We start from the raw sequence: 21,889 nt of genomic DNA, 5'->3' as shown, positions 1-21,889 counted from the left end.
ATGCGACAGGTCGCTCTGGGCAGCCAAGGACTGCGGGTCTCCGCACAGGGCCTCGGCTGCATGGGCATGAGCCAGTCGTACGGCGTCGGCAACGACACCGAGTCGATCAGCACCATCCACCGCGCCCTCGACCTCGGCATCACCCTCATCGACACCGCCAACGTGTACGGCGCGACCGGCCTGTACGGCGTCGGCGCCAACGAGAAGCTCGTCGGGTACGCGCTCAGGGAACGCCGCGACGAGGTCGTCCTCGCCACGAAGTGCGGCATCCACGACGTACGGCCCGGCACCGGCATGGTGCTGCGCGCCGACCCGGAGTACATCAGGCGCAGCTGCGAGGAGTCCCTGACGCGGCTCGGCGTCGACCACATCGACCTGTACTACCTGCACCGGGTCGACCCGAAGACGCCCATCGAGGACTCCATCGGCGCGATGGCCGAACTGGTGAAGGCCGGCAAGATCGGCCACATCGGCGTCTCCGAACTCCCCGCCGACGAGCTGGAGCGCGCCCACGCCGTCCACCCCGTCACCGCCGTCCAGAGCGAGTACTCGCTGTGGACCCGGAACATCGAGGAGTCCGTGCTCCCCACCGCCCGCCGCCTGGGCATCGGCGTCGTCCCGTTCTCGCCGCTCGGCCGCGGCTTCCTGACCGGCGCGGTCACCACCCGTGACGCGTTCGACGCCAACGACATGCGCCGCGGCATGCCCCGCTTCAGCCAGGACAACCTCGACGCCAACCAGCAGGCCCTCGACCTCATCAGGGCCATCGCCGGCGCCCACGAGGCGCTCCCCGGCCAGGTGGCCCTCGCCTGGGTCCACGCCCAGGGCGAGGACATCGTGCCCATCCCCGGCACCAAGCGCGTCAGCTATCTGGAGCAGAACGCCGCCGCGGCCGACCTCGTCCTCACCTCCGACGACCTGGCCCGCCTCGGCGAGGTGGCCGCCCGCATCGAGGGCGCCCGTCGCTGACCCCCCTCACGGGCCGGCCTGGGTGTGGCCCGTGCACAGCATTGTCCGCCCGACCTCGGCGCAGGCCTCGGCCTGCCGGGGGTCGGGCGCCACCAGCATGGGGCTCTCGGTGTCGGCGCCGGTCGAGCTGGAGCGCACCTCCGACCAGATCGTGTCGCACGACGGGCTGAAGCGGAGCTTCACCGCGTACGAGGCCGTCGTCAGCGCGCTCTGCGTACGGGCGTCGCTACGGCAGGCCGAGCGGGCCGGGTCGGCGCCCTGGCAGCCGGCGCCCCCGCAGGCGGACGCCGCGGGCGCGGCCGGGGTCGGCGTCGCGTGGGAGGTCGCATGGGAGGCGTGCGGTACGGCGGCCCAGGCGGCGCTCCCGATCAGGGCGAGCGCGGCGGCGATCGTGAACGTACGCAGGTGGGTGCGCCGGGCGGGCGACGCGGGCGGCGGCTCCGGCGAGGGCGGGGCGGCGAGGGTGGTGACGGGGGTGGCCGGGGCAGGCCGGGTGACCGGGCCGGCGGGGCGGACCGGGCGGGCGGGGCCGACCGTGCCGGCGAGGTCAGCCGGGCCGGCCGTGCCGGCGGGGCCGGCCGGGTTGCCCGGGTTGCCCGGGGTCTCGATCCGGGGCCGCGGTGGGCGTACCGCCAAGTCCCACAGTTCCAGGAGCCGGGCGTGGTGCTCGGCGCCGCCCAGGGCGCCGAAGGCGTCGACCGCGTCACGCGGCGGCAGGTTGTCCCCGTGGAGATAGCGGTGCCACGCCGATTTGCTGTATGTGGTGCGGGCCGCGAGGCCGGCGAGGCTCAGCCCCGAGCTCTGTTTGAGATGCCTCAACTCCTCGATGAGGAGCCGGAGTTCGGGTCGGGTCGACTCGGGCAGCGGTTGCCACTGGGCCACGCGGTCCCTCCCAAAAAGTCCAGAACGTCCCGTTCGAGAGGCATCCGTACCCCTCAGGGGCCGGAGTCAAGCTCCGGCCCCCAGGGCGAACGGGCGATGGTGCGGGTGAACGGATCGCCTCCGGCGGTGCCGAATGGATCCGGCCTCAGCGCGTCGGCAGCGCCACGCGCATCGGCACAGCCTCAGCGCGTCGGCACAGCCTCAGCGCGTCGGAACAGCTCAGTGCGTCGGCACAACCGCACGCGTGTCAGCACCACGGCACGGAGGACCCGGCCGCGACCCGTACGTAGTGGGCGGACACGTACCGCGCGTGGTGGGCGGCGAGGCGGTACCAGACCCGGTTGCCGTGGACCGCGCTCCCGTCCTTCTTGCAGATCAGCGCCACCTGGTGCCCCGAGCGCAGGGTGCCGGTGGCCCGGTAGGTGACGCCGGCGCCGGTTCGTACGTGCAGCAGACGGCCGTGGCCGGTGACCACCGTGCCCTGCGCGAGGAGCTTGTGGTGCCGGGCGGTGGTGGCGGTCGCCTTCGCCGGTGCGGAGGCCGGCGCGGCGGCCATCGCGGTGGTCGGGAACAGGGCGAGCAGGGCGGCGACGGCGACGACGCTGTTGCGCACGGTGCTTCGGTTCATGTCTGTGTTCTCCAAGGTGCGGGGTCCCCGAGTAAGTGACCCTGTGTCAGCAAAGGTGTCCGGAGGGCGAGGCGGACATGCGTCCCAGCCGTCCCTGGGACGAACGGGGACGGGCCCGGGGAAAGCCCGCCGACCCCGCCACTTCCGCCCGGTCCGCTCCCGTACGGGCATCCGCGGACCCACCCGCGCACCCGCCCGCCCCGGCGTCCCCGCCGGCGTTCACTCGCGTGGCGGAACCCCTGGGCCTCACTTAGCGTGAGGAAGGGGCGATCGCGAACGGGAGATCACCGAGGGAGACGCGCACATGGGCCGTCACACCAAGGACGCCGCCGAGGAAGGACGCGCCGCGCGCATAGCGGCCGCGACCGAGCATCTGTCCGCGCTCGACTCCCCGCCGGGCACGCCGGCCGGAGCCGCACCCGGCACGCCGGCCGGTGCCACGCGCGAGCCCGTGGGCGGGCACCCGCCCGGACGGCTGACCCCGCCCCCGTCCGCCGCGTACGCCGGTGAGGGCGCGGCCCCGCCGCAGGCGCCGCACACCGGGGCCAGACACGAGCACCGCTGGCTCGTGCTCGGCGTCATCGCGCTGGCCCAGCTCATGGTCGTACTCGACGCGACCATCGTGAACATCGCGCTGCCCTCCGCGCAGCGCGATCTCGGCTTCACCGACGGAAACCGCCAGTGGATCGTGACGGCGTACGCGCTCGCCTTTGGCTCGCTGCTGCTGCTCGGCGGCCGCATCGCCGACCTCGTAGGACGCAAGGTCGTCTTCCTGACCGGCCTCGTCGGCTTCGCCCTCGCCTCCGCGATCGGCGGCGCCGCACCCAACTTCGAGGTCCTCGTCACCGCCCGCGCCCTCCAGGGCGTGTTCGGCGCGCTGCTCGCACCGGCGGCGCTCTCGCTGCTCACCACCACCTTCACCGACCCGAAGGAACGCGCGAAGGCGTTCGGCATCTACGGCGCGGTCGCCGGCACCGGCGGCGCGGTGGGACTGCTGCTCGGCGGCATCCTCACCGAGTACCTCGACTGGCGCTGGTGCCTGTACGTCAACCTCCTCTTCGCCGCGCTCGCCTTCATCGGCGCTCTGCGGCTGCTGCACCCGGGCGCGCCGACCGACCGCCCCAAGCTCGACATCCCCGGCACCGTGCTGGTCTCGGCGGGCCTGTTCTGCATCGTGTACGGGTTCTCCAACGCCGAGACCCACGCCTGGAGTTCGCCGCAGACGTGGGGATTCCTCGCGGCGGGCGGCGTCCTGCTGGTGGCGTTCGCCTGGTGGCAGACGAGGGCCAAGCACCCGCTGCTGCCCCTGAGGGTCCCGCTCGACCGGGACCGGGGCGCGTCCTACCTCGCCATGTTCATCTCCGGCGCGGGCATGTTCGGCGTGTTCCTGTTCCTGACGTACTACCTCCAGCAGATCCTGCGGTACTCCCCGGTCAGCACGGGCCTCGCGTTCCTGCCCATGGTCTGCGCGATGATCGTCAGCTCGGTCGTCGCCCAGAACAAGCTCGTGCCGCGTCTCGGCGCGAAGCCGATCGTGCCGCTCGGCATGGGCCTCGGCGCGGCGGGCCTCGCCTGGATGACGGCCCTGGACGCGACGAGCGGCTACGCCGGCCACGTCCTGCCCCCGCTCCTCGTCATGGGCGTCGGCATGGGCCTGATCTTCGCCCCGGCGATGAGCATGGCCACGGCGGGGGTGGCCGCGCACGACGCGGGTGTGGCGTCGGCGATGGTCAACACCAGCCAGCAGGTGGGCGGTTCGATCGGCACGGCCCTGCTGAACACCCTCGCCACGAGCGCGGCCACCAGCTACCTGGTGGGCCGCCGCCCCACCCCCGCGACCCAGGTCCAGGCCCAGCTGCAGAGCTACTCGACGGCGTACTGGTGGTCGGCGGCCTTCTTCGCCCTGGGCCTGGTGGTCTCGGTCATCCTCTACCGCAAGGGCCCGCCCCGGCAGGCGGTGGGACCGTCGGAGGGGCCGGTGCACATGTGAGGGGTCCATGCTGAACGGCTCAGCCCCGCCGCTTTCGCCCCGGCCGCTTCCGCCCCGCCGCTTCCGCCCCGCCGGTCGGAAGGGGTGGGGGCCGGGCTGAACCGGCGCGGCCGCACCCGGCCTGAACCCCACTGAAACCAAGGTGACGTCGAGCTGAAACCGGCCCGGCGCACTCTCTGCGACACGACGCGGTGACCGGACGACGGGACCGCGCAGGACAACGAGTCGCAGGAGCACACCATGCAGAAGTTCGAGACCGCCGCCGCCCCGATCACCGCCGTCCTCACCATCCCCGCCGGCCGGATCCGGGTGGTCGCCGCCGACCAGTCGTACGCCACCGTCGAGGTCAAGGCCGCCGACACCGCCAAGAGCCGCGACGTGAAGGCCGCCGAACAGACCACGGTCAGCCACACCGACGGTGTCGTACGGATCGAGGCCCCCACCCAGAACCAGTACTTCGGCCCCACGGGCTCCGTGGACGTGACGGTCCACCTGCCCGCGGGCTCCCGGGTCGAGGCCAGGACCGCCGGCGCCGAGTTCCGCACGGCCGGCCGTCTCGGTGACGTGGTCTTCGAAGGCGCCCACGGCGTCGCCCACGTCGACGAAGCCGCGGCCCTGCGCCTGACCGTGCACGCCGCTGACGTCTCCGTCGGCCGCTTGGCGGGCGACAGCGAAATCCGGGTGTCGTCCGGCGACATCCACGTCGCGGAGGCCCTGCACGGCACCCTCACCCTGCGCACGGAGTCCGGCGCGATCTCCGTGGGCGCCGCCCCCGGCACCGACGCCACCCTGGACGCGGGCACCTCGTACGGCCGCGTGCACAACTCCCTCACCAACTCCAAGGGCAGCGGAGCGGAGTTGGCCATCCACGCCACCACCGCGTACGGCGACATCACGGCAAGCAGCCTCTGAGCCCCGGCCCCCGGGATTCGGTACATGAAGTCGCTGTGGAAGAACAAGCGGACGCGGTTTCTGGCGCTGGGTCTGCTGGTGGTGCGGTTCGTGATCCGGTACGGGCTCGGGGTGGCCGGTCTCGCGCTGGGCGCGGCGACGGGGCAGCTCGCGCTGGGCATCGTGATGGCGGTCATCGGTACGGCGATGGCGTGGGGCGACCAGTGGCTGATCCTGCGCACCCTCAAGCACACCCAGGGCGCGCATGCCGCGACAATGTGAGCCCCTGGCTCCCCGCGACCAGGCCGGATATAATCGATACCACTCTTGATATCCCGAGGAGGGGTGCCCGGATGAGCCGAACAGTGATCGACCTCGACGACGAGCTCCTGACCGAGGTGGCGAAGGCGCTCGGCACCGGTACCAAGAAGGAGACCGTCAACACCGCTTTGCGCGAGGTGTTGGAGAACCGGCGCCGAGCACTCGCCCTGACGCGGTTGCGTGCCGCGGCCGGCGAGGGCGCGTTCGACCTGGAGACCTTCGAGGACAAGGCGAATTACCGCAGGTGAACGGGGCACAATTCCTGATCGACACCAGTGCGCTCGCCCGGTTCCTGCACGGTGAGGCCGAGCAGTACGGATGGGACCAGGCCGCCGCGGCCGGGCTGATCGCCACATGCCCGATTACAGAGCTCGAGTTCTTCTACAGCGCCCGATCGGCCGAAGACCGGGTGCGAGGCATCGAGAACGTCCGGACGATCTTCAGCTGGGTCCCCGTCGACGACCGCGCCTACACCCGTGCCTGGCAGGTCCAGGACGCCCTGACCGAACGGGGTCAACACCGCAGCGCGGGAGCCGTCGATCTCGTCGTGGCCGCGACGGCCGAACTCCAGGGCCTGACGCTGCTCCACCGGGACCGGGACTTCGAGTGCATCGCAGCCGTCACCGGCCAGCCCCTCCAGTGGTACGGCCCCGGCCCACGTCCGTAAACCCGGCACGGCCCATCGGCCGTGCCGGCCGGCCGCGCGGTGATCGAGGGCGAGAGGGCGCCTGAGCTCGGCCCCCGATCTCCAGTCCTCCGCCGCGACAGCCACGGTGGCGGGGGCGAGGGGGTCCACGGTGAGGAGGTTGTAGGTCATGGATACGTCCCGTGCGACCACTCTTCCAGTACGGCCTCGCGGTCGCGTGAGCGCAGGACGCGGGCGGGCCGGACCTCGTTCCACCACCGGATCGGGACCGTGGGCGAGGACTCGCCGCGTACGAAGCGGGCAAGCAGTCCGAGAGAGAGATCCACTTCGCGCGGAGAGTAGGCGACCGCGGCTCCCGACAAGACCTCGGCCGTGGTGTCGTCCCCCTTCTTCGGGGTGAGCGTGACCGTCATCGACGGTGGTTCACCCGGCACCCACAGGTCGAAGACCGCGGCCCCCACGGACAACGCGTGGGTCGCCCACCGCACCGCCGCGGAACGGGTCGGCGCGTCGTTCACCCGCACCTCCAGCAGCTCGGACCAGCGCCAGTCGCGGTGCGGTGCGTCTTCCGTGGCGCGTACTAACCGCACCCCTTCGACGGTGAGCTGCACGCCTCCGCCCCCGGCCGCGGGCGGCGTGCCCAGGTACACCGCGTCCCCGGTGACCCAGAAAAGCCCGACCATGCTGCCGGGTTCGTGATCCGAGGCGGGGGACGGCGACGACGGGGACGGTGATTCCGACGGTTGCATGAGATCGACTCCTTGGTGGCGGATGAAGCGGCGATGACATTTGTCCTGGGGCAGTGAGGACGGTTCGCTCTGCCGTGGGGTGGGCTGCGGGCGGGAGTATCAGGGGTGTCGGCAGGGGTCGGCGGTCACTGGGACAACGTGAGGGGAACGCCATGAGTGCCATGGTCGCGATGGAGATGCCGGTTCGGGCCGAGGTCCGGGTCGAGGGTCGGGCTCACGCGGTCGAGGCGGGTGTCCTGAGGGGTCTGCCCAACTGGTACTTCCCGTTGGTGGGTGTGTTCGCGGGGATCTTCGACATCGCTCGTGCGTATCCCGTGTTGTACGCGCTGATCCCGGTGGTGGCGATCGTGCAGATCGTGTTGGCGTTCACGGTGTTGAGGGCGCGGATCCGGTACATGAAGTCGCTGTGGAAGAACAAGCGGACGCGGTTTTTGGCGCTGGGTCTGCTGGTGGTGCGGTTCGTGATCCGGTACGGGCTCGGGGTGGCGGGTATGGCGCTGGGCGCGGCGACGGGGCAGCTCGCGCTGGGCATCGTGATGGCGGTCATCGGTACGGCGATGGCGTGGGGCGACCAGTGGCTGATCCTGCGCACCCTCAAGCACACCCAGGGCACGCACGCCGCCCACGCCGCCCACGCTGCGTAGGCCGCCCAGGCCCAGGCGCCCCGGGCCCAGGCCGCCTAGGCCGCACGCACCACGTAGGTGACGCCGGCTACGTAGGCCCCGCCGACCACGTAGGCCCCAAGGCCCGCTTGCGAACGGCTACTTGTCCTGCACGAGGATGCCGCGGTCCAGCAGGAAGGGCATGACGTGCCCGCAGGCTGCGCAGGCCAGTGCTGTCAGCGGACTCCTGCCGGCGAAGGGCCTGCCCGGCCGGAAGGACTTGGCCGAGACGGCGCCCGCGCTCCCCACATGCAGAGCCACCTGCTCAAGTCACCCCTTCCGGCAGAGGGAACACGACTCCGGGTACAGGGGCGGGAGTTCAGGCATCACCATGGCCCGGATTCCATGGGGCGCCCGGTACGGGACGACTTGGCCACCGCGCACCGCGGACACGCCCACCTACGGCGCAAGCCCGTCCCGGGCATCCGGCCCGGTGTTACACCAAGGGGCACCATTCCCCCGAGGCGACCTGGATGCCACGTATGCGCACCGACTCCCTGGCCCACTGCACCGCCGACCGATGCCCGCCGCGCACCGGGGCTGCCCGGGCCCGCGCCTCGCTGACCCGGCCCTGGGCCGCGCTGCTGCTCGCCGCCGTGCTGCCCCTGACCGCCGCCGCGCCCGCGATGAGCGCCCCCGCCGGCGCCCGGGACGTACGTGTGACGCACCCGGCGTCGTCGCCCACGCCGTCGCCGGAGCAGCTCACCCCCGACCTGATCGCGATGATGCAGCGGATGCGCATCCCCGGGGCGACCATCTCGGTGCGGACCCCCGAGCACGGCACCTGGACCGCGACACTCGGCACCAGCGACGTCAGGAACGGCGCGCCCGTCAGGACCGATCAGCACATGCGGGTCGGCAGCATCACCAAGACGTTCACCGCGACGGTGATCCTCCAGCTCGTCCAGGAGGGCCTGATCGACCTGGACGCCCCCGTGTCGGCGTACCGCCCAGGCGTGCCGAACGGGCGCCACATCACCATCCGCCAGCTGCTCCAGATGACGAGCGGCCTCTACAACTACTCGGAGGACTTGGGGTTCAACCGGCGGCTCGACGACCGTCCCGAGAGCCACTGGACCCCGCAGGAGCTGCTGGACGTCGCGTTCCGTCACGCCGCGTACTTCCCGCCGGGCGAGGGCTGGCACTACTCCAACACGAACTACGTACTGCTCGGCCTCATCGCCGAGAAGCTGACCAGGCAGCCCCTTGAGCACCTCTTCCAGGAGCGGGTGTTCGAGCCGCTGGGCATGCACGAGACCAGCCTGAACCGGGACGCCACGATCCCGGGGCCCCGGGCGCGCGGCTACCAGTTCATCGGCAACGTCGCCAGCCTGACCGCCCCGGTGCTCACCGGCAAGGACGCCGCCTGGGCCGACTGGTCGGCGGGCAACCCGCTGGACGTCACGCACGTCAACGCCTCCTGGGCGGACGCGGCGGGCGCGGCCGTGTCCACCGTGGAGGACCTGCGGCGCTGGGCGCCCGCACTCGCCAAGGGAGCGCTCCTGAGCCCCCAAGTGCAGCGCGAACGGCTGAACTTCGTGCCGACGTCCGACGTTCCGGGGGCCCCGGAGTACGGGCTCGGCATCGCCAAGGTGCTCGGCTTCATCGGGCACGACGGCCAGATCCCCGGCTACAACACTTTCGTGGGCTTCGACCCCGAGCGCCGGGCGACGGTCGTGGTGCTCGTCAACCTCAACCAGTCACCCGACGGTACGGCCCCGGCCGACGAGCTGACCAAGTTCCTGATCGGCAAGCTCTTCCCCTCGAACTAGGCGGTGGGCGGGCGGAGTTCGGCTCGGCACCCCTGGCGGGGTTGGGGGCCGCGAGCAACCCGCACGGGGGCCGGGTTCGGGGTCAGGCGCGGCGGCGGCGCAGGAGGACGACGCCGCCTCCCAGGACACTCGCCGTCGAGACCGCCGCCAGGGCCTGGGGGGCGGCAGAACCCCCCGGCGAGGGGGTCGGGGCCGCGGCGGGCGCCGGCGCCGGGTCGCCGCCGTGGCCGTGGTGGCTCACCGTGGAGTGGGCTGCGCCTGCCGCGATCCTCTGCTCCGTGGGCGCCGCCGCCGACTTCGCCGCACCCGCCCCGGCCGCGGCGGACCCGTACACCACGTCCGAGCAGCTGTAGAACGCCTCCGGGCTGTCGTCGCGCTGCCAGACCTTGTAGATGATGTGGCGTCCGGTGCGGGCCGGCAGCGTACCGGTGAAGTTGTAGTAGCCGTCCGTCGCGGTCCGCGGGGTCTGGTACGTGGCCACGGGCGTGTTGTCCAGGTCGGACCACTTCAGCGGCTTCGTCGGGTCGAAGCCCTCCTTCGTGATGTACACCGTCATCGTGCCCGAATGGGCCGCCGTCACGCGGAACTTGAAGGGGAACTGTCCGGCCGAGACGCTGGTGGACGGCCAGTCGGTACGGGCCCAGTCCAGCGCCCGGTACTTGTCCCGGTTGGCCGAGCACAGCTTGCCGTCGGGGATGAGCTGGCGGGACTGGCCGTTGGCGTTGGCGATGTTGACTTCGTTCCAGTCGTACAGCGGCTGGGTGCCGGAGTCCGCGACGAGGTCCTTGCACACCTGCGAGACCGGATGCTCCGGGCCCTCGGCGTAGCAGGCGGCGACGCGGCTGACCGGGTTGAACATGGCTCCGTGCGCGGAAGCGGGGGCGGGGGCCAGGGCGAGGAACGTCAGGGAGGTCGCCCCGAGGACACCCAGGGACGCTGCGGTACGCCGAGTGGACATGCGAGTGCTCCTTGATTGTGGGGAGGCGGGGCGGCCATGGCGAAGCGCGGGCGCGCCAAGTCGCCCTCTGGTAGCGGTACTTGGCAGACTGGCATTGGTCTGGACCAAGCCGCAAGAGGTCTACGCCGACCTGTTCGCCCGGTCGCGGAGCCCCCCGGGCCCGTACCCCGGGCCCCGCCGCGCCGCGCCGGGCTCCCCAGGCGCTGTGCCTCGGGAGGGGAGCCCGGCGCCGGGCGCCGCGTCAGCGGGTTTCGTCGGGAGCGAGTGTCACCACCGCGCTGAAGACCCGCCGTTCCCGCTGATGGGCGTCGATCCGTACGCGCGGACGTCCCTGGAGGTCAGGGCTCAGGCGGGTGCCGGCGAGCAGGCAGGGTGCGTCGAACTCGACGTACCCGTCGAAGGTGGTGTCGAAGGCCACCGGCGTCGCGGGTGCCGCGAAGCAGGCCCGGGCCGCCTGGCTTACCGCCTCCAGGAGCACCATGCCGGGAATGTGGTCGTGAGGGTGGTCGTAGAGGACGGAGTGGCCGGTGTCGACCCGCAGCCGCCACCGGTCCGTCGCGCCGGTGGGGGACAGCACGACATCCCGGGTGTGGGTGCGCCCCACGCGTCCGGGAGCGACGGCGGACGTGGGTGGGGCGGCCCGCAGGAAGGCGGTGCGATCGGCGTAGGGGCCGCGGAGCCGGTTGTAGATGCTGGTCGGGTGGGCGCTGTAGTGGACCTCGGCGGACCCCGCGTACACGCCGTCCATGGTGCCCTGTACGTGTGCGGTCAGCTGGACCGAGCCCAACCGGCGGCGCTTGATCGCCGAGTGGACGATCCGCAGGTCGAGCGTGGCCGGCCGCCGCGTGGTCCGCAGCGCTTCGGGGACCACGGCCAGATTCAGATACGTCCAGCCCAGGTGGTAGTCCATGGGTATGCCGAGTGCGGTGTGGCAGGACACGGCGAGCGCCTGACGCACGCTCTCGGTGAAGAGCAGGGGACTGTGCGCGTGCGGCGTGGGCGTGTAGAAGGCGTGTGCCCGTGGCCACGCGACGGTGACGGTCTGCTCGCTGTCGCACAGGTGCAGGCAGTCGACGACGAAGACCTCCGACAGGTCCCGCTTGCCGACACACTCTTTCAGCGCGCTGCGGGTGCGGACTTGCGGCGATGCGGATGTGATCGACGGTGCTTCACCAGTGCATGGTGCTTCCGCGGTGTTGTGAGACACGGTGCTACTCCCCCTGAGTTGCTTCGATCTTGACGGGCACGGGTTGGACGCCGGGCATGATCAAGGAATAAAATAGTGTCTGTTGTTTTTTTTGTCGAGCATTATTGGAGGAGGCGGGATGGCCCAGCGAGCCGTGAAGCAGGAACGTGCGGTACGAACGAGGGAGGCGCTCGTCCAGGCGGCGGCGGAGGTCTTCGGCGAGCTCGGGTTCGCCGGCGCGAGCGTCTCGAAGATCGCCGACAGGGCGGGTCTCACGCTCGGCGCGATGTACTTCCACTTCAAGTCGAAGGAGGAGCTCGCCCGGGAGATCGTGCTCGCCCAGCCCGGCAGGGTCCGGCCCGAGCAGCGGTCCGAGGGGTTGCAGCATGCCATCGACATCACGCTGACCTGGGCGTACGGGCTCGCCGAGGACCCCGTGCTGTTCGCGGGGGCACGCCTGGTGCTGGAACAGGAGCAGTTCAACGTCCCCGAGGAGAACTCGCACCGGCAGTGGACGGACATCATCGCCTCGGACCTCCGCGTCGCGCAGACTGGGCGGGAGGTGCGCAAAGCGGTCGACGTGGAGGCTGCGGCACGGCTGATCGTCAACGCCTGTACCGGCGCTCAGATGCATTCGTCCATAGAGTCGGGCCGCGCCGACCTGCCGCAGCGCATCGAGGAGATGTGGCGGATCGTGCTGCCGTCGATCGCGGTGCCGAGCGCCGTGGCGCGTCTCGAGTTCGGGCACGCGCGGGGCAGGCGGGACTGAGGGGACTGAGGGGTGGGCCGTCCGGGGCCGAGTGCCGCCTCGGGCGGTCCGGGGGCCCGGGGGCCCGGGGGCCCGGGGGCCTGGGGTCGCCGCCCTGGACGGCCCGAGGGCCTGGGGCGGGCGAGTGCTTGGCGTGATCAATGCACGTGAACGAGTGGGGGGACGAACATGGGGATGTCCGAGGGCAGAGACACAGCGGAGCTCGGTGGCAGGACGGTGATGGTGACCGGGGCCTCCAGCGGTATCGGTGCGGCGGCCGCGCGGCTGTTCGCGGCGCGGGGGGCGAACGTCGTTCTCATGGCCCGGCGTGCGGACCGGCTGCGGGAGCTTGCCGCCGCCATAGCCGCGGAAGGCGGAACGGCGGTGCCCGTGCCGGGAGATGTGACCGTGCCCGCGGACGTCGAGCGGTCCGTGTCCACCGCGGTGGACACGTTCGGCTCGCTGGACGCGGCGTTCAACAACGCGGGCTGGGGCACGATGTCCACGCCCCTGCACGAGCTGGCCGACGATGTCTACGACCGGATCATGGACGTCAACGTACGGGGCGTGTGGAACTGCCTGCGCCACCAGGTGCCCGTGATGCTCGCCCAGGGCAGGGGCGGGGCGATCGTCAACACCTGTAGTACAGCAGGCCAGTTCGCCACCGGCGCCGTGGCGCCCTATGTGGCGGCCAAGCACGCTGTCCTCGGGCTGACCCGCGCCGCCGCGGCCGAGTACGGCGACCGGGACATCCGGGTCAACGCGCTGATGGTCGGCGTCACGCGCACCGAACTCATCGAGCAGGCGCTGCGGGAGGTGCCCGAACTGGAGAAGGGCGCCGTCGCACGGGCGGTCCAGAAGCGCCTCGCCGCACCGGAGGAGATCGCGCGGGTGGCGGTCTGGCTCTGCGGCCCCGAGGCATCGTTCATGACCGGAGCGGCGGTTCCGGTGGACGGCGGGTGCAGCGCCGTATGAACGCCGCCGGGCCGCAGGATGCCGCCGGGCCGTAGGACGCCGCCGGGCCGTAGGACGCCGTCGGGCCGTAGGACGCCGACAGGTGTGACGCTGTGCCCCACACGGCGGAATCCACGCGTGCAGAGGGGCGGTTCGCAGCTGGGCGGTACTACGCACGACGCACGACTCGCTCAAGCCTGCGGCGGCCACTCCACCGACGGGAGGAGCGTCTCCCACATCCGGGTGAACAGCTCCGACACGCTGCCCGCCCGGGCCGCGGGTGCGTGCTCGCGGTGTTGCGCGCGCACGGTCACCTCTGCCCCGTGCACCAGGTAGACGAGGAGCGCAAGAACGAGTGAGGGGCCGGTTGGGGCGCCCGGTGGAGGGCCGGGTGCCCCGGCCAGCTCGTCCTGAACGGCGGTCGACCATGTGGCACTCCACCGGTGTGCGTAGGCGTCGCGGTCCTGGTCCAGACGTGCCGCCGCCCGCACGGTGACGTCGTTCTCCAGACATCGCACCACCGCCCCCGCCATGGCGATGGCGGTCCGCAGCGGGCCCGCCCGGTGATCCACCTGCTCCATGGCGTGGCGTGTCGCCGCCACCCCGTGCGCGTGTACGGCGTCGGCCAGCGCCGCCTTCGTCGTGAAGTGGAAGGTCACGGCGCCCGTCGAGGTGCCCGCGGCCCTGCCGATGCCGGCCAGGGACGCGGCGGCGTACCCGATCTGGTCGAACTCCAGGGCCGCGGCATGGATCAGGGCCTGCCGTGTGCGTGCAGCTCGTTCCTGCATCCCGTTGACCTTCCGTCGGACAGGCACATCAGTGTGCGTCGCGTTCTGTGGAGCTGACCCGCCCGCACATCGGGACGAGGACACGCGCCCTTTGCGGTGCCCGGCTGCGGTGCCCGAGCGGCGGTGCCCGGCTGCGGTGCCCGAGCGGAGGCGAACCCAAGGCCGGGCAAAGTTTCGCGGGGTTCGGTAGTCCGCCCCGGTGGTCCCAGAGCCGTCCCCAGCTGCGGCGGGACTGCGACCCAGGGTATGCCGAGACGTCCGGGGAACAAAAAAAAGGTAGCGATCACTATGTTATATGTCTGGAAGTGATCGTGGCATCGAAACCCCGAGGTATCGCCCGCCACGATCGCGCAGATCCAGACGCACGGGCGCAACCCTGCCCCGGGCCGGGTGCGTACGACGTGCCCAACGTGGCCGGCGCGCCCCGCGGGGCCTTGCTTCCGGGGTGGGCCCAGGGCTGTCGTGCGGGCAGCCCGGAGGAGGGTCCATGTGCTCGCGCTCATCCCATCGGTTCACAGCAAACCGGCTGCGGACGAGCATAACTGACGTTCCATCACCTACGTCCGCGTTGGCTCGGACGGTGTGAGTCGGCCTGCGTCGTCGGCGGAGTGGAGCCGTCCCATCCGGGCCGGAGGGGGTGAGGTCCCGACTCTGCCGCCGCGCCCCCGCCGGCAGCCGTCGGCGCGGCGGCGCGGTGGTTTCCGTGCCCCTGTCGGCGGGCGGCTGCCCGGGAGTTGAGGCGTATCGGGGCAGCGCAGGCGGGGTCCCGGAGGGCGCACGGAGGGGTGTTCGCAGGAGTGGGGTTTCAAAAAAACAAAAAGGCAACTATTATTTATCTCGTACGGAGGGGGAGAGATGACTCTGGGGGGACACGTCGCATGGCTTGGCCGACGGGACGCGGCGGATTCCGCCGGTCCGCAGCTCAGTACCGTCACCGAGGCGCTCAAGGTCCGCGTACTGGTGGTCGAGGGTGACGCCGCCGCGGCGGAGGAGCGCCTGCGCTACCTGCGCCGGCACGGCTACTCCGCGACCAGTGTCGAGACCGGGGAGGAGGCGTTGCGCGTGCACCAGCACGCGGATCTGGTCGTGCTCGACCTCGACCTTCCCGATATCGACGGCCTGGAGGTGTGCCGGGCGATCCGGGAGGCGGGGGACAAACCCGTCATCACCGTCACCGCCCGCGACACCGAACTGGACCGTGTCCTCGCCCTCCAGGCCGGCGCGGACGACTGCGTCCTCGCCTCGTGCGGTGTGCGCGAGATGACGGCGCGCATCGAGGCCGTGTTGCGCCGCGCCCACGCCCGGCCGGAGCCGACCCGGAGCATCTCCATAGGCCCGCTCCAGCTGGACGGCAAAACCCGTGAAGTCCGCCTGCACGGTGGGCGGGTGAGCCTGACAGGCAAGGAGTTCGAGCTGCTGCACATCCTGGCCGCGGACCCCGAGAACGTCATATCCCGGAAGGAGCTGATGGACAGAGTGTGGGACACCAGCTGGGCGGACTCCAGCCGCACCATAGACACACACGTGAGCAGCTTGCGCGCGAAGCTCGGCGCCAGCAGCTGGGTCATCACCATCCGCGGGGTCGGTTACCGGATGGGCCACGGATGAGCCCGCGCACCCCTGAGCCGGACCGCGTCAGCCTCGGCGCCGGGCGGCCTTCACCGGGCCGATGCCACCCGATGGCGCCGCTGTCACCGAGGGGACCCGCTGTCACCGATGGCTCCGATGTCGCGTCCCATCTGCTCGATGAGCTGGGCGATGCGCTCTTCGTCGCGCCGGTAGTGCGTCCACTTCCCGACCCGTGCGGAGCGGACGAGGCCGGCACGTTCGAGCACCGCCATGTAGGCGGAGACGGTGGACTGTGCCAGTCCGGTCTTGGCCTGGATGTGGCTGACGCAGACGCCGACTTCGTTGACGGGAAAGTGCTGTTCGGGGGCGCGCAGCCACTGCAGCACCTGGAGGCGCACAGGATGTGCGAGCGCCTTCAGGGGATCGACCAGGGCCGTGGGGTCCTCGGTCGCGGGCGTGTCGTGTGTCGTCATGGGACCTCCTCAGGCGGGCGCGGGGCCGGTTCTATGCATCGAGGTTAGGCGATACGTTACGCCGTCGTCGACCGCGCGCCCAGGGCGAGCCGCGGGCCAGCCGCGGGCTTGACACCTCACATCGTAATACTGCGATACTTCGATTTATTCTGATCCGGCACGGCACGGCACGGTCCCGTACCGCCTGCCACTGCAACGAAGGGTTTTTCACATGCCTATCGGGCTCATTGCCCTGGCACTCGGAGGCTTCGGAATCGGCCTCACCGAGTTCGGGATCGTAGGTCTGCTGCCCGAGGTGGCAGCCGACTTCGACGTCTCCGAGGCGGTCGCCGGTTACCTGGTGTCCGGCTACGCGCTGAGTGTCGCGATCGGCGCGGTCGGACTGACCGCCGCGATCGCCCGTTTCGACCGCAAGAAGTCCCTGGCCGGCCTCATGCTGCTGTTCATCGTGGGCAACCTGATCTCGGCCGTCGCACCCACCTACTCGCTGCTGATGGCCGGCCGCGTCGTCGCGGCCCTGTGCCACGGCGCGTTCTTCGGTGTCGGCGCGGTCGTCGCCTCCGACATGGTCGCCGAGAACAAGAAGGCCAGCGCCATCGCGCTCATGTTCGGCGGCCTCACCGCGGCCAATGTGCTCGGCGTGCCGCTGGGCACGTTCGTCGGCCAGCAGTTCGGCTGGCGCTCGACGTTCTGGGCCATCACGGTCATCGGCGTCATCGCGCTGATCGGCATTCAGGCCCTGGTGCCGCAGACCACGTCCGTCGGGTCGAGCCTGCGCGGGGAGCTCGCGGTCTTCCGCCGCGGTCAGGTCTGGGTCTCGCTCGCGCTCAGCGTCCTCGCCTTCGGTGCCGTGATCGGCGCCTACACCTACATCGCCTTCACGCTCACCGACGTCACCGGGTTCGCCACCGGCACCGTGCCGTGGCTGCTCGTCGTGTTCGGTGTGGGAACGTTCATCGGCAACTTCGTCGGCGGCAAGGCTGCCGACAGGTCCCTCAACGCCGCGCTGGCCGGCATCATGGCCGTCCTCACCGTGGTCCTCGTGGTCTTCGCCCTCACCGCGGAGAACAAGATCGCCACGATCGTCTCCCTGCTCCTGATGGGCACCATCGGCCTCTCGGCGGCGCCCGGCCTGATGGTCCGGATCATGAAGTACGCCGACGACGCGCCCACCATGGCCGCGGGTGCCAACGTGGCCGCCTTCAACGTCGGAAACGCGCTCGGTGCCTGGATCGGCGGCCTGACCATCGCCGCCGGGTTCGGCTTCGTGTCCCCTCTGTGGGTCGGCGCCGGCCTGGCCGTCGCTGCCCTCCTCGTCGCTCTCACCGGGGGCTCCCTGAGCACCCGCGCCGCTTCGTCCAAGGTGATTTCGGGCAGCGCCGTCTCTCCGGCGCAGAAGGTCGAGACCGTCGTCTGACAAAAGGTCAGGGGAGGGGTCTCCTGCCATTCTCCTATCAGGGTCAAGAGGGCTTCAACGCCCTCTTGACCCTGCTTTCATGTCTGGGCGAAAACCGGCCTGGCCACCGGTCTGACCTGCATGTTTGACGAGCCTCTGACATTGTCGGACGTTTCTTGAAAACTTCATCGCCGACCTTGCGGAGATGTGAAGAAGCCTGTATTGGAATGCATTGAATCAGGCAGGGCGATTGGACAGAATTCTTCTGGCTGGCCGATCAGGAAATCGGTCGCATTACCGGAAGAACTTTCTGCGGGAATGCAATCCGCGCCCAATGGCGAGCGCGTGACGCACCGCGACGGAGCGACGGAATCGGCCGTCGCCGCACAGTCCAACGCGAGAAGGCGATGCACGTGTCCAGCTTCATCTCCCCCGCCCAGGCCCCCGCCCAGGCCCCCGCCCAGGCCCCCGCCCAGGCCCCCGTCCAAGCCCCCGTCCAGGCCCCCGCCCCGGCCCCCGTCCAGCCGGCCCCGGTCACCACCCGCCGCGCCGCACCCTTCGAGGGTCTCCTCAGCACCAAGGACCGCATACGCGTGGCCGGATTCTTCCCGGGTCTGGGAAGCCGGGCCTCCTACCGGGACCTCGGCCGGGACCTCCTCGACTCCGGCATCCCCGAGATCACCGACATCTACCAGGAGGCCGCCCGGGCCCTCGGCTTCCCCTCCCGGCCCGACCTGCTCCTCGCGGCATCCGAGAACCTTCCCGAGGGGAAGCTGGAACGACAGGGCTTCATCGGGGCCGCCCTGCTGGTGCACAGCCTGGTCCTCGACGCCTACCTGCGCGACCGGGCCGAGCAGAACGGGACGCCGCTCAGCTTCGTCGCCTACACGGGCGAGAGCTTCGGCATCCTGACGGCCGCGGTGGCCAGTGGCGCGCTGTCCGTCTTCGACGGCGTGAAGATCGCCCAGGCGTTCACCCCGCTCATGCTGCTGGCGGCCGGCGGCCGCAGCAGCGACGAGACCTTCGCCCGGAACATCGCCTGCTACCTGCCGGAATCCGTCCGGCACACCCCTCTCGTGCCGGAACCTTTCCACGTGGTCGCGGTGAAGGCGTCGAGCCGGGACGCCCTCGAGTCGGCCCTGGCCGCGGTGCGCGGCACCTACCCGGTCGAGGACGCCGAACTGCACAAGGCGTACTCCCCGACGCAGGCCAACGTCTACATCCGCTCCGGAATCAAGACGGCGTTCGACCGGTTCATCGCCGGCGTCCCGGACGTGGCCACCCGGGAACTCAAGGACCCGACCGTCTTCCTCGCGCACTCCGCACGGATGCGGCCCGCCCGCCAGGCCCTGGAGCAGTTCCTCCGGATGCAGCGGATCCGGTTCGCCGAGCCCCGCGTACCCGTGGTCTCCAACCACGACAAGTCCCTGCTCACCACCGCGGACGGTGTCCGCCGGGGCATCCTGGCCATGACCGACGAGGTCATGGCATCACGGGACACCTGCGCGACCCTCGACAGCCTCGATGTGGAGATGGTCCTGGAACTGGGGCTCGGCAACAAGTCCGCGGACCTGCTCAAGGACAACAAGATCGCCGCCCCCGTCCTGGCCTACACGGGAGAACCCGCGGACACCGACGCCTTCCTGCACGCCCTGGGCGTGGCGGACGACCTGATGACGCGGCTGGAAAAGCTGTACACCACCGGCGACCGGCTGGAGAGCGGCGACTACGACGTCCTTCGCGAGCTCTTCCGGCTCGCCGCCGCCGGCGAGGACTGGGACGACTACTACTCCCGCACACTCGGCCGCGTCGTCATGGCGGAGATGCTCTGCCCCGACCGTGAAGGCACGGACTCCTTCCACGAGTTGCTGGAAATCTTCCAGCACACCCGCAACTACCGGCAGGACATCGCCGTCCACCGGGGCGAACTCGTCACCAAGGCCCGCCTGAAGAAGCGGATCACGACCGAGGACCCCGCGCTCCTCGGCAAGGCGTATGCCGAACTCCACGTCATCGACCGTGCGGGCGGTGAAGAGGTGAGGACGGTCGACACCTGCCGCCCCGAGGTCGTCGTCTTCCACTTCGACGCCCTGGTCGGCCTCGACGACGAGGAACTGGCCATCAGGACCGAGCTGCTCCTCAGCACCCAGCCGGCGGCGCTCCAGGCGTACAACCAGATGCTCAAGAGCTTGCGCGGGAGCAGGGAGCGCGTTCCGCCGGTGGACCACCGCATCGTCTACCAGTACCTGCTCTTCCACACGCTGGCGCGGAACCGGCCGGCGCTGTTCACCCAGAGCGACTACTACCTGGAGGGCAGCGACGCGCTCGGCTGGCTGGTCGCGCTGGCCGTCTCCGGCGCGATCTCCCTCGCCGACGCCGTAGCGCTGTCCGCGGCGCGGCTGCGTGACGACGCCGTGGCGCTGGTGGTGCAGAGCCTCACCGGCGCCGTGATTCCCGTCGTGTCGCCCGAGGGCGTGCCCATCCAGTCGAAGAAGGACCTGGAGGACGCCACCCGCGCCGTGCTCCGTGGCCGCACCCTGAACACCGAGTCGCGCACGATCCACCTCAACGGCAACTGCCGGATCATCGCCCTCGGTTCGGACCTCGACGGCACCAGCGTCGACGCCGGCCCGTACCACTGGGACGCGATCGCCGTCGTGGAACCGGCCGAGGCCTGGCACAAGCGGCTCAACCCGGCCCTCGACGCCTTCGAATACGCCTGTGTCCTCGCCCTGACCGGCGAGAACGAACGCGTCCTGGACAACGCCCAGAGCCGCAAGGTCCTCTCCAGCACGGTCTACGCCTACGTCAACCCGAGGGAGGCGATCGTCAACTTCGGCAAGGGCGGCAGCGAATCCATGACGATCTTCGTCAGGAAGCCGGGCGAGGACCGCGTCACGGTACGCAAGATCCTCAGCGAAGCCCTGACGACCGCGCGGTGGAACCCGGACGGGGACGGCGTGATGCTGCCGCCGTTCGCGAAGGCCAAGAAGCAGGCCGAATACCTCCAGTCGCTGCCCGCCCCGGTGCGTGACCACTTCCCCGAAGCCTTCACCACCCTGGAACGCGAGGTCCCCGTCCCGCCCCATCTGCAGCGCGACGGCCGCACGACCCAGCGGGAGGTCATCTACGAGATGAGCTATGTGCCGGGCGACGAGGTCAGCCGGTTCGTGGAGAAACAGACACCGCCGCCCGCGGTCGTCGCCCGCCTCTACGAGCAGATCATCCGCGTACTGAACGAGAACGTGCACAGCGTGGGACGCGTCCTGGCGCCGGGCGAGACCCTGAACACCTCGTACTTCAAGAAGATCGAGGACCGCCTGGACCTGTGCCGCCGCACCGCGCCGGGGACCTTCAACGAGCATCTCCTCGACAGTGAGCGGATCGTCATCAACGGCGTGTCCTACCTCAACTCGGCCGCCGTACTGGAGCGGTTGAGGGCGGCCCCGGACTTCCTGGAGATCCTCGAACCGGCCTTCCACTCGCTCGTCATGGGCGACACGAACACCGAGAACGTCAAGATCAGCGACAGTGAGCCGCTGCGGTACGCCCAGAGACTCATCGAAGCGGGTGCGCCGCAGACGGAGATCGACGCGGCACTCGACGCCATCACGCCCGCCACGCTGGGCATCAAGTTCCTCGATCCCCGGGCGATCGGCTACAAGAGCGACGGCAGGGAGACCCGCGACGACGCGATGTACGACAACAAGCCCTGGCACAACTCCATCGGCCACTACGACGAGATCCACTTCGAGCAGTTCACGCTGACCGCCGACGTCGGCGAGGGCCGGACTCCCGCGATCGACATCGCGTTCCTGGCCGACAACCCGTACCAGAAGGCCTACCGCGTACGCGACGTGACCCACCACGCGGGCACGGTGGACACCGCTGCCCCCCGGGGCATGGAGGACTACTTCGCTCCCGTGATGACGGCCGCGCTCGGTCTCGACGACCCCGACTCGGCCTACCTGAGGGACGACCCGCACTGGCTGGTCCGCTTCGTGTTCATGATGGGGCAGCACTTCACCGCCATGCCTCCCTTCCACTTCCAGAAGGAACTGGACGGCACGCTCCTGGACACCTACCAGACCCAGCGCCGCCCCGTCGCGATCTACTGCGAAGGCATCAAGTGGCTGAACTGGGCCCTGCAGATGCTGGAGGGCACCAGGACCGAGTTCCTCGGCCTCAAGACGCCCCGGCTGCGCCGCCCGCTCGACTGACGGCCCGCACCGCACCCTCCCCCGGGCCTGCCCGCCGGCCCCGGCAGTGCGCCCCGCGCCGCCCGGGCCGGCACCCCACCTCCCCCG

At 70.7% G+C, this 21,889-nt stretch carries 21 protein-coding genes; 13 read left to right on the top strand and 8 right to left on the bottom strand.

The features are described from left to right. Positions 1–969, top strand: coding sequence for an aldo/keto reductase (locus AB0D31_RS22255; protein WP_362725763.1), 969 nt, complete (start codon positions 1–3; stop codon positions 967–969). A gap of 6 nt (positions 970–975) precedes the next feature. Here AB0D31_RS22255 and AB0D31_RS22250 read toward each other — a convergent pair whose 3' ends face one another. After that, entirely contained in the window at positions 976–1,851 is an 876-nt protein-coding gene (locus tag AB0D31_RS22250; protein WP_362725761.1) for a helix-turn-helix domain-containing protein, read from the bottom strand. Between the two features lie 247 nt (positions 1,852–2,098). Next, positions 2,099–2,479, bottom strand: a complete 381-nt coding sequence (locus AB0D31_RS22245) for an SH3 domain-containing protein (protein WP_362725758.1) — start codon at positions 2,477–2,479, stop codon at positions 2,099–2,101. Between the two features lie 304 nt (positions 2,480–2,783). On the opposite strand from AB0D31_RS22245, the gene AB0D31_RS22240 reads away from it, so the two are divergent. From AB0D31_RS22240 to AB0D31_RS22220, 5 genes are all read left to right on the top strand, one after another. Beyond that, positions 2,784–4,469, top strand: coding sequence for a DHA2 family efflux MFS transporter permease subunit (locus tag AB0D31_RS22240; protein WP_362725756.1), 1,686 nt, complete (start codon positions 2,784–2,786; stop codon positions 4,467–4,469). 240 nt (positions 4,470–4,709) lie between these two features. Further along, positions 4,710–5,381: a DUF4097 family beta strand repeat-containing protein gene (locus AB0D31_RS22235; RefSeq protein WP_362725753.1), complete on the top strand. Its 672-nt coding sequence runs from the start codon at positions 4,710–4,712 to the stop codon at positions 5,379–5,381. A 24-nt stretch (positions 5,382–5,405) separates the two neighbouring features. Continuing rightward, positions 5,406–5,642 carry a hypothetical protein gene (locus tag AB0D31_RS22230; protein WP_362725751.1) on the top strand — a complete coding sequence of 79 codons (237 nt, stop codon included), beginning with the start codon at positions 5,406–5,408 and terminating at the stop codon, positions 5,640–5,642. 71 nt (positions 5,643–5,713) lie between these two features. Continuing rightward, positions 5,714–5,929: a type II toxin-antitoxin system VapB family antitoxin gene (locus tag AB0D31_RS22225; RefSeq protein WP_362725748.1), complete on the top strand. Its 216-nt coding sequence runs from the start codon at positions 5,714–5,716 to the stop codon at positions 5,927–5,929. Further along, positions 5,926–6,348, top strand: coding sequence for a PIN domain nuclease (locus AB0D31_RS22220; protein ID WP_362725745.1), 423 nt, complete (start codon positions 5,926–5,928; stop codon positions 6,346–6,348). Before AB0D31_RS22225 ends, AB0D31_RS22220 begins: the two co-directional genes overlap by 4 nt. Positions 6,349–6,494: 146 nt before the next feature. On the opposite strand, the gene AB0D31_RS22215 is transcribed toward AB0D31_RS22220, so the two are convergent. After that, complete coding sequence (locus tag AB0D31_RS22215; RefSeq protein WP_362725743.1) at positions 6,495–7,076, bottom strand: hypothetical protein; 582 nt, start codon at positions 7,074–7,076, stop codon at positions 6,495–6,497. Positions 7,077–7,228: 152 nt separating this feature from the next. Here AB0D31_RS22215 and AB0D31_RS22210 point away from each other — a divergent pair, with 152 nt between their 5' ends. Beyond that, a complete protein-coding gene (locus tag AB0D31_RS22210; RefSeq protein ID WP_362725740.1) occupies positions 7,229–7,720 on the top strand; it encodes a hypothetical protein in 492 nt (163 codons plus the stop codon). 117 nt (positions 7,721–7,837) lie between these two features. On the opposite strand, the gene AB0D31_RS22205 is transcribed toward AB0D31_RS22210, so the two are convergent. Next, a complete protein-coding gene (locus tag AB0D31_RS22205) occupies positions 7,838–7,999 on the bottom strand; it encodes a hypothetical protein (RefSeq protein WP_362725738.1) in 162 nt (53 codons plus the stop codon). Positions 8,000–8,220: 221 nt separating this feature from the next. Here AB0D31_RS22205 and AB0D31_RS22200 point away from each other — a divergent pair, with 221 nt between their 5' ends. Continuing rightward, on the top strand, positions 8,221–9,510 hold the full coding sequence (locus AB0D31_RS22200) for a serine hydrolase domain-containing protein (RefSeq protein ID WP_362725735.1): 1,290 nt from the start codon (positions 8,221–8,223) through the stop codon (positions 9,508–9,510). Between the two features lie 82 nt (positions 9,511–9,592). On the opposite strand, the gene AB0D31_RS22195 is transcribed toward AB0D31_RS22200, so the two are convergent. Together AB0D31_RS22195 and AB0D31_RS22190 are read right to left on the bottom strand one after the other, a co-directional pair. Further along, entirely contained in the window at positions 9,593–10,468 is an 876-nt protein-coding gene (locus tag AB0D31_RS22195) for a lytic polysaccharide monooxygenase (protein WP_362725732.1), read from the bottom strand. Positions 10,469–10,709: 241 nt separating this feature from the next. After that, on the bottom strand, positions 10,710–11,675 hold the full coding sequence (locus AB0D31_RS22190) for a ScbA/BarX family gamma-butyrolactone biosynthesis protein (RefSeq protein WP_362725729.1): 966 nt from the start codon (positions 11,673–11,675) through the stop codon (positions 10,710–10,712). A 118-nt stretch (positions 11,676–11,793) separates the two neighbouring features. On the opposite strand from AB0D31_RS22190, the gene AB0D31_RS22185 reads away from it, so the two are divergent. Together AB0D31_RS22185 and AB0D31_RS22180 are read left to right on the top strand one after the other, a co-directional pair. Further along, positions 11,794–12,423 carry a ScbR family autoregulator-binding transcription factor gene (locus AB0D31_RS22185; protein WP_362725726.1) on the top strand — a complete coding sequence of 210 codons (630 nt, stop codon included), beginning with the start codon at positions 11,794–11,796 and terminating at the stop codon, positions 12,421–12,423. 174 nt (positions 12,424–12,597) lie between these two features. Then, entirely contained in the window at positions 12,598–13,377 is a 780-nt protein-coding gene (locus AB0D31_RS22180) for a glucose 1-dehydrogenase (protein ID WP_362725723.1), read from the top strand. 170 nt (positions 13,378–13,547) lie between these two features. Here the strand turns inward: AB0D31_RS22180 and AB0D31_RS22175 are convergent, their stop codons facing one another. Then, positions 13,548–14,144, bottom strand: a complete 597-nt coding sequence (locus AB0D31_RS22175) for a TetR family transcriptional regulator (protein WP_362725720.1) — start codon at positions 14,142–14,144, stop codon at positions 13,548–13,550. A gap of 855 nt (positions 14,145–14,999) precedes the next feature. On the opposite strand from AB0D31_RS22175, the gene AB0D31_RS22170 reads away from it, so the two are divergent. After that, positions 15,000–15,752, top strand: a complete 753-nt coding sequence (locus AB0D31_RS22170; protein ID WP_362725717.1) for a response regulator transcription factor — start codon at positions 15,000–15,002, stop codon at positions 15,750–15,752. A gap of 83 nt (positions 15,753–15,835) precedes the next feature. On the opposite strand, the gene AB0D31_RS22165 is transcribed toward AB0D31_RS22170, so the two are convergent. Then, positions 15,836–16,186, bottom strand: coding sequence for a metalloregulator ArsR/SmtB family transcription factor (locus AB0D31_RS22165; RefSeq protein WP_362725714.1), 351 nt, complete (start codon positions 16,184–16,186; stop codon positions 15,836–15,838). A 211-nt stretch (positions 16,187–16,397) separates the two neighbouring features. On the opposite strand from AB0D31_RS22165, the gene AB0D31_RS22160 reads away from it, so the two are divergent. Together AB0D31_RS22160 and AB0D31_RS22155 are read left to right on the top strand one after the other, a co-directional pair. Next, on the top strand, positions 16,398–17,603 hold the full coding sequence (locus AB0D31_RS22160; RefSeq protein WP_362725711.1) for an MFS transporter: 1,206 nt from the start codon (positions 16,398–16,400) through the stop codon (positions 17,601–17,603). A 392-nt stretch (positions 17,604–17,995) separates the two neighbouring features. Beyond that, on the top strand, positions 17,996–21,802 hold the full coding sequence (locus AB0D31_RS22155) for an ACP S-malonyltransferase (RefSeq protein ID WP_362725708.1): 3,807 nt from the start codon (positions 17,996–17,998) through the stop codon (positions 21,800–21,802). Positions 21,803–21,889 lie beyond the last annotated feature (87 nt).

The organism is Streptomyces sp. NPDC048361 (genome assembly GCF_040651795.1).
In the GTDB taxonomy this organism is placed as follows: domain Bacteria; phylum Actinomycetota; class Actinomycetes; order Streptomycetales; family Streptomycetaceae; genus Streptomyces.
The sequence above is the reverse complement of the archived record's forward strand: the minus strand, read 5'-3'. Positions and strand labels throughout refer to the sequence as shown.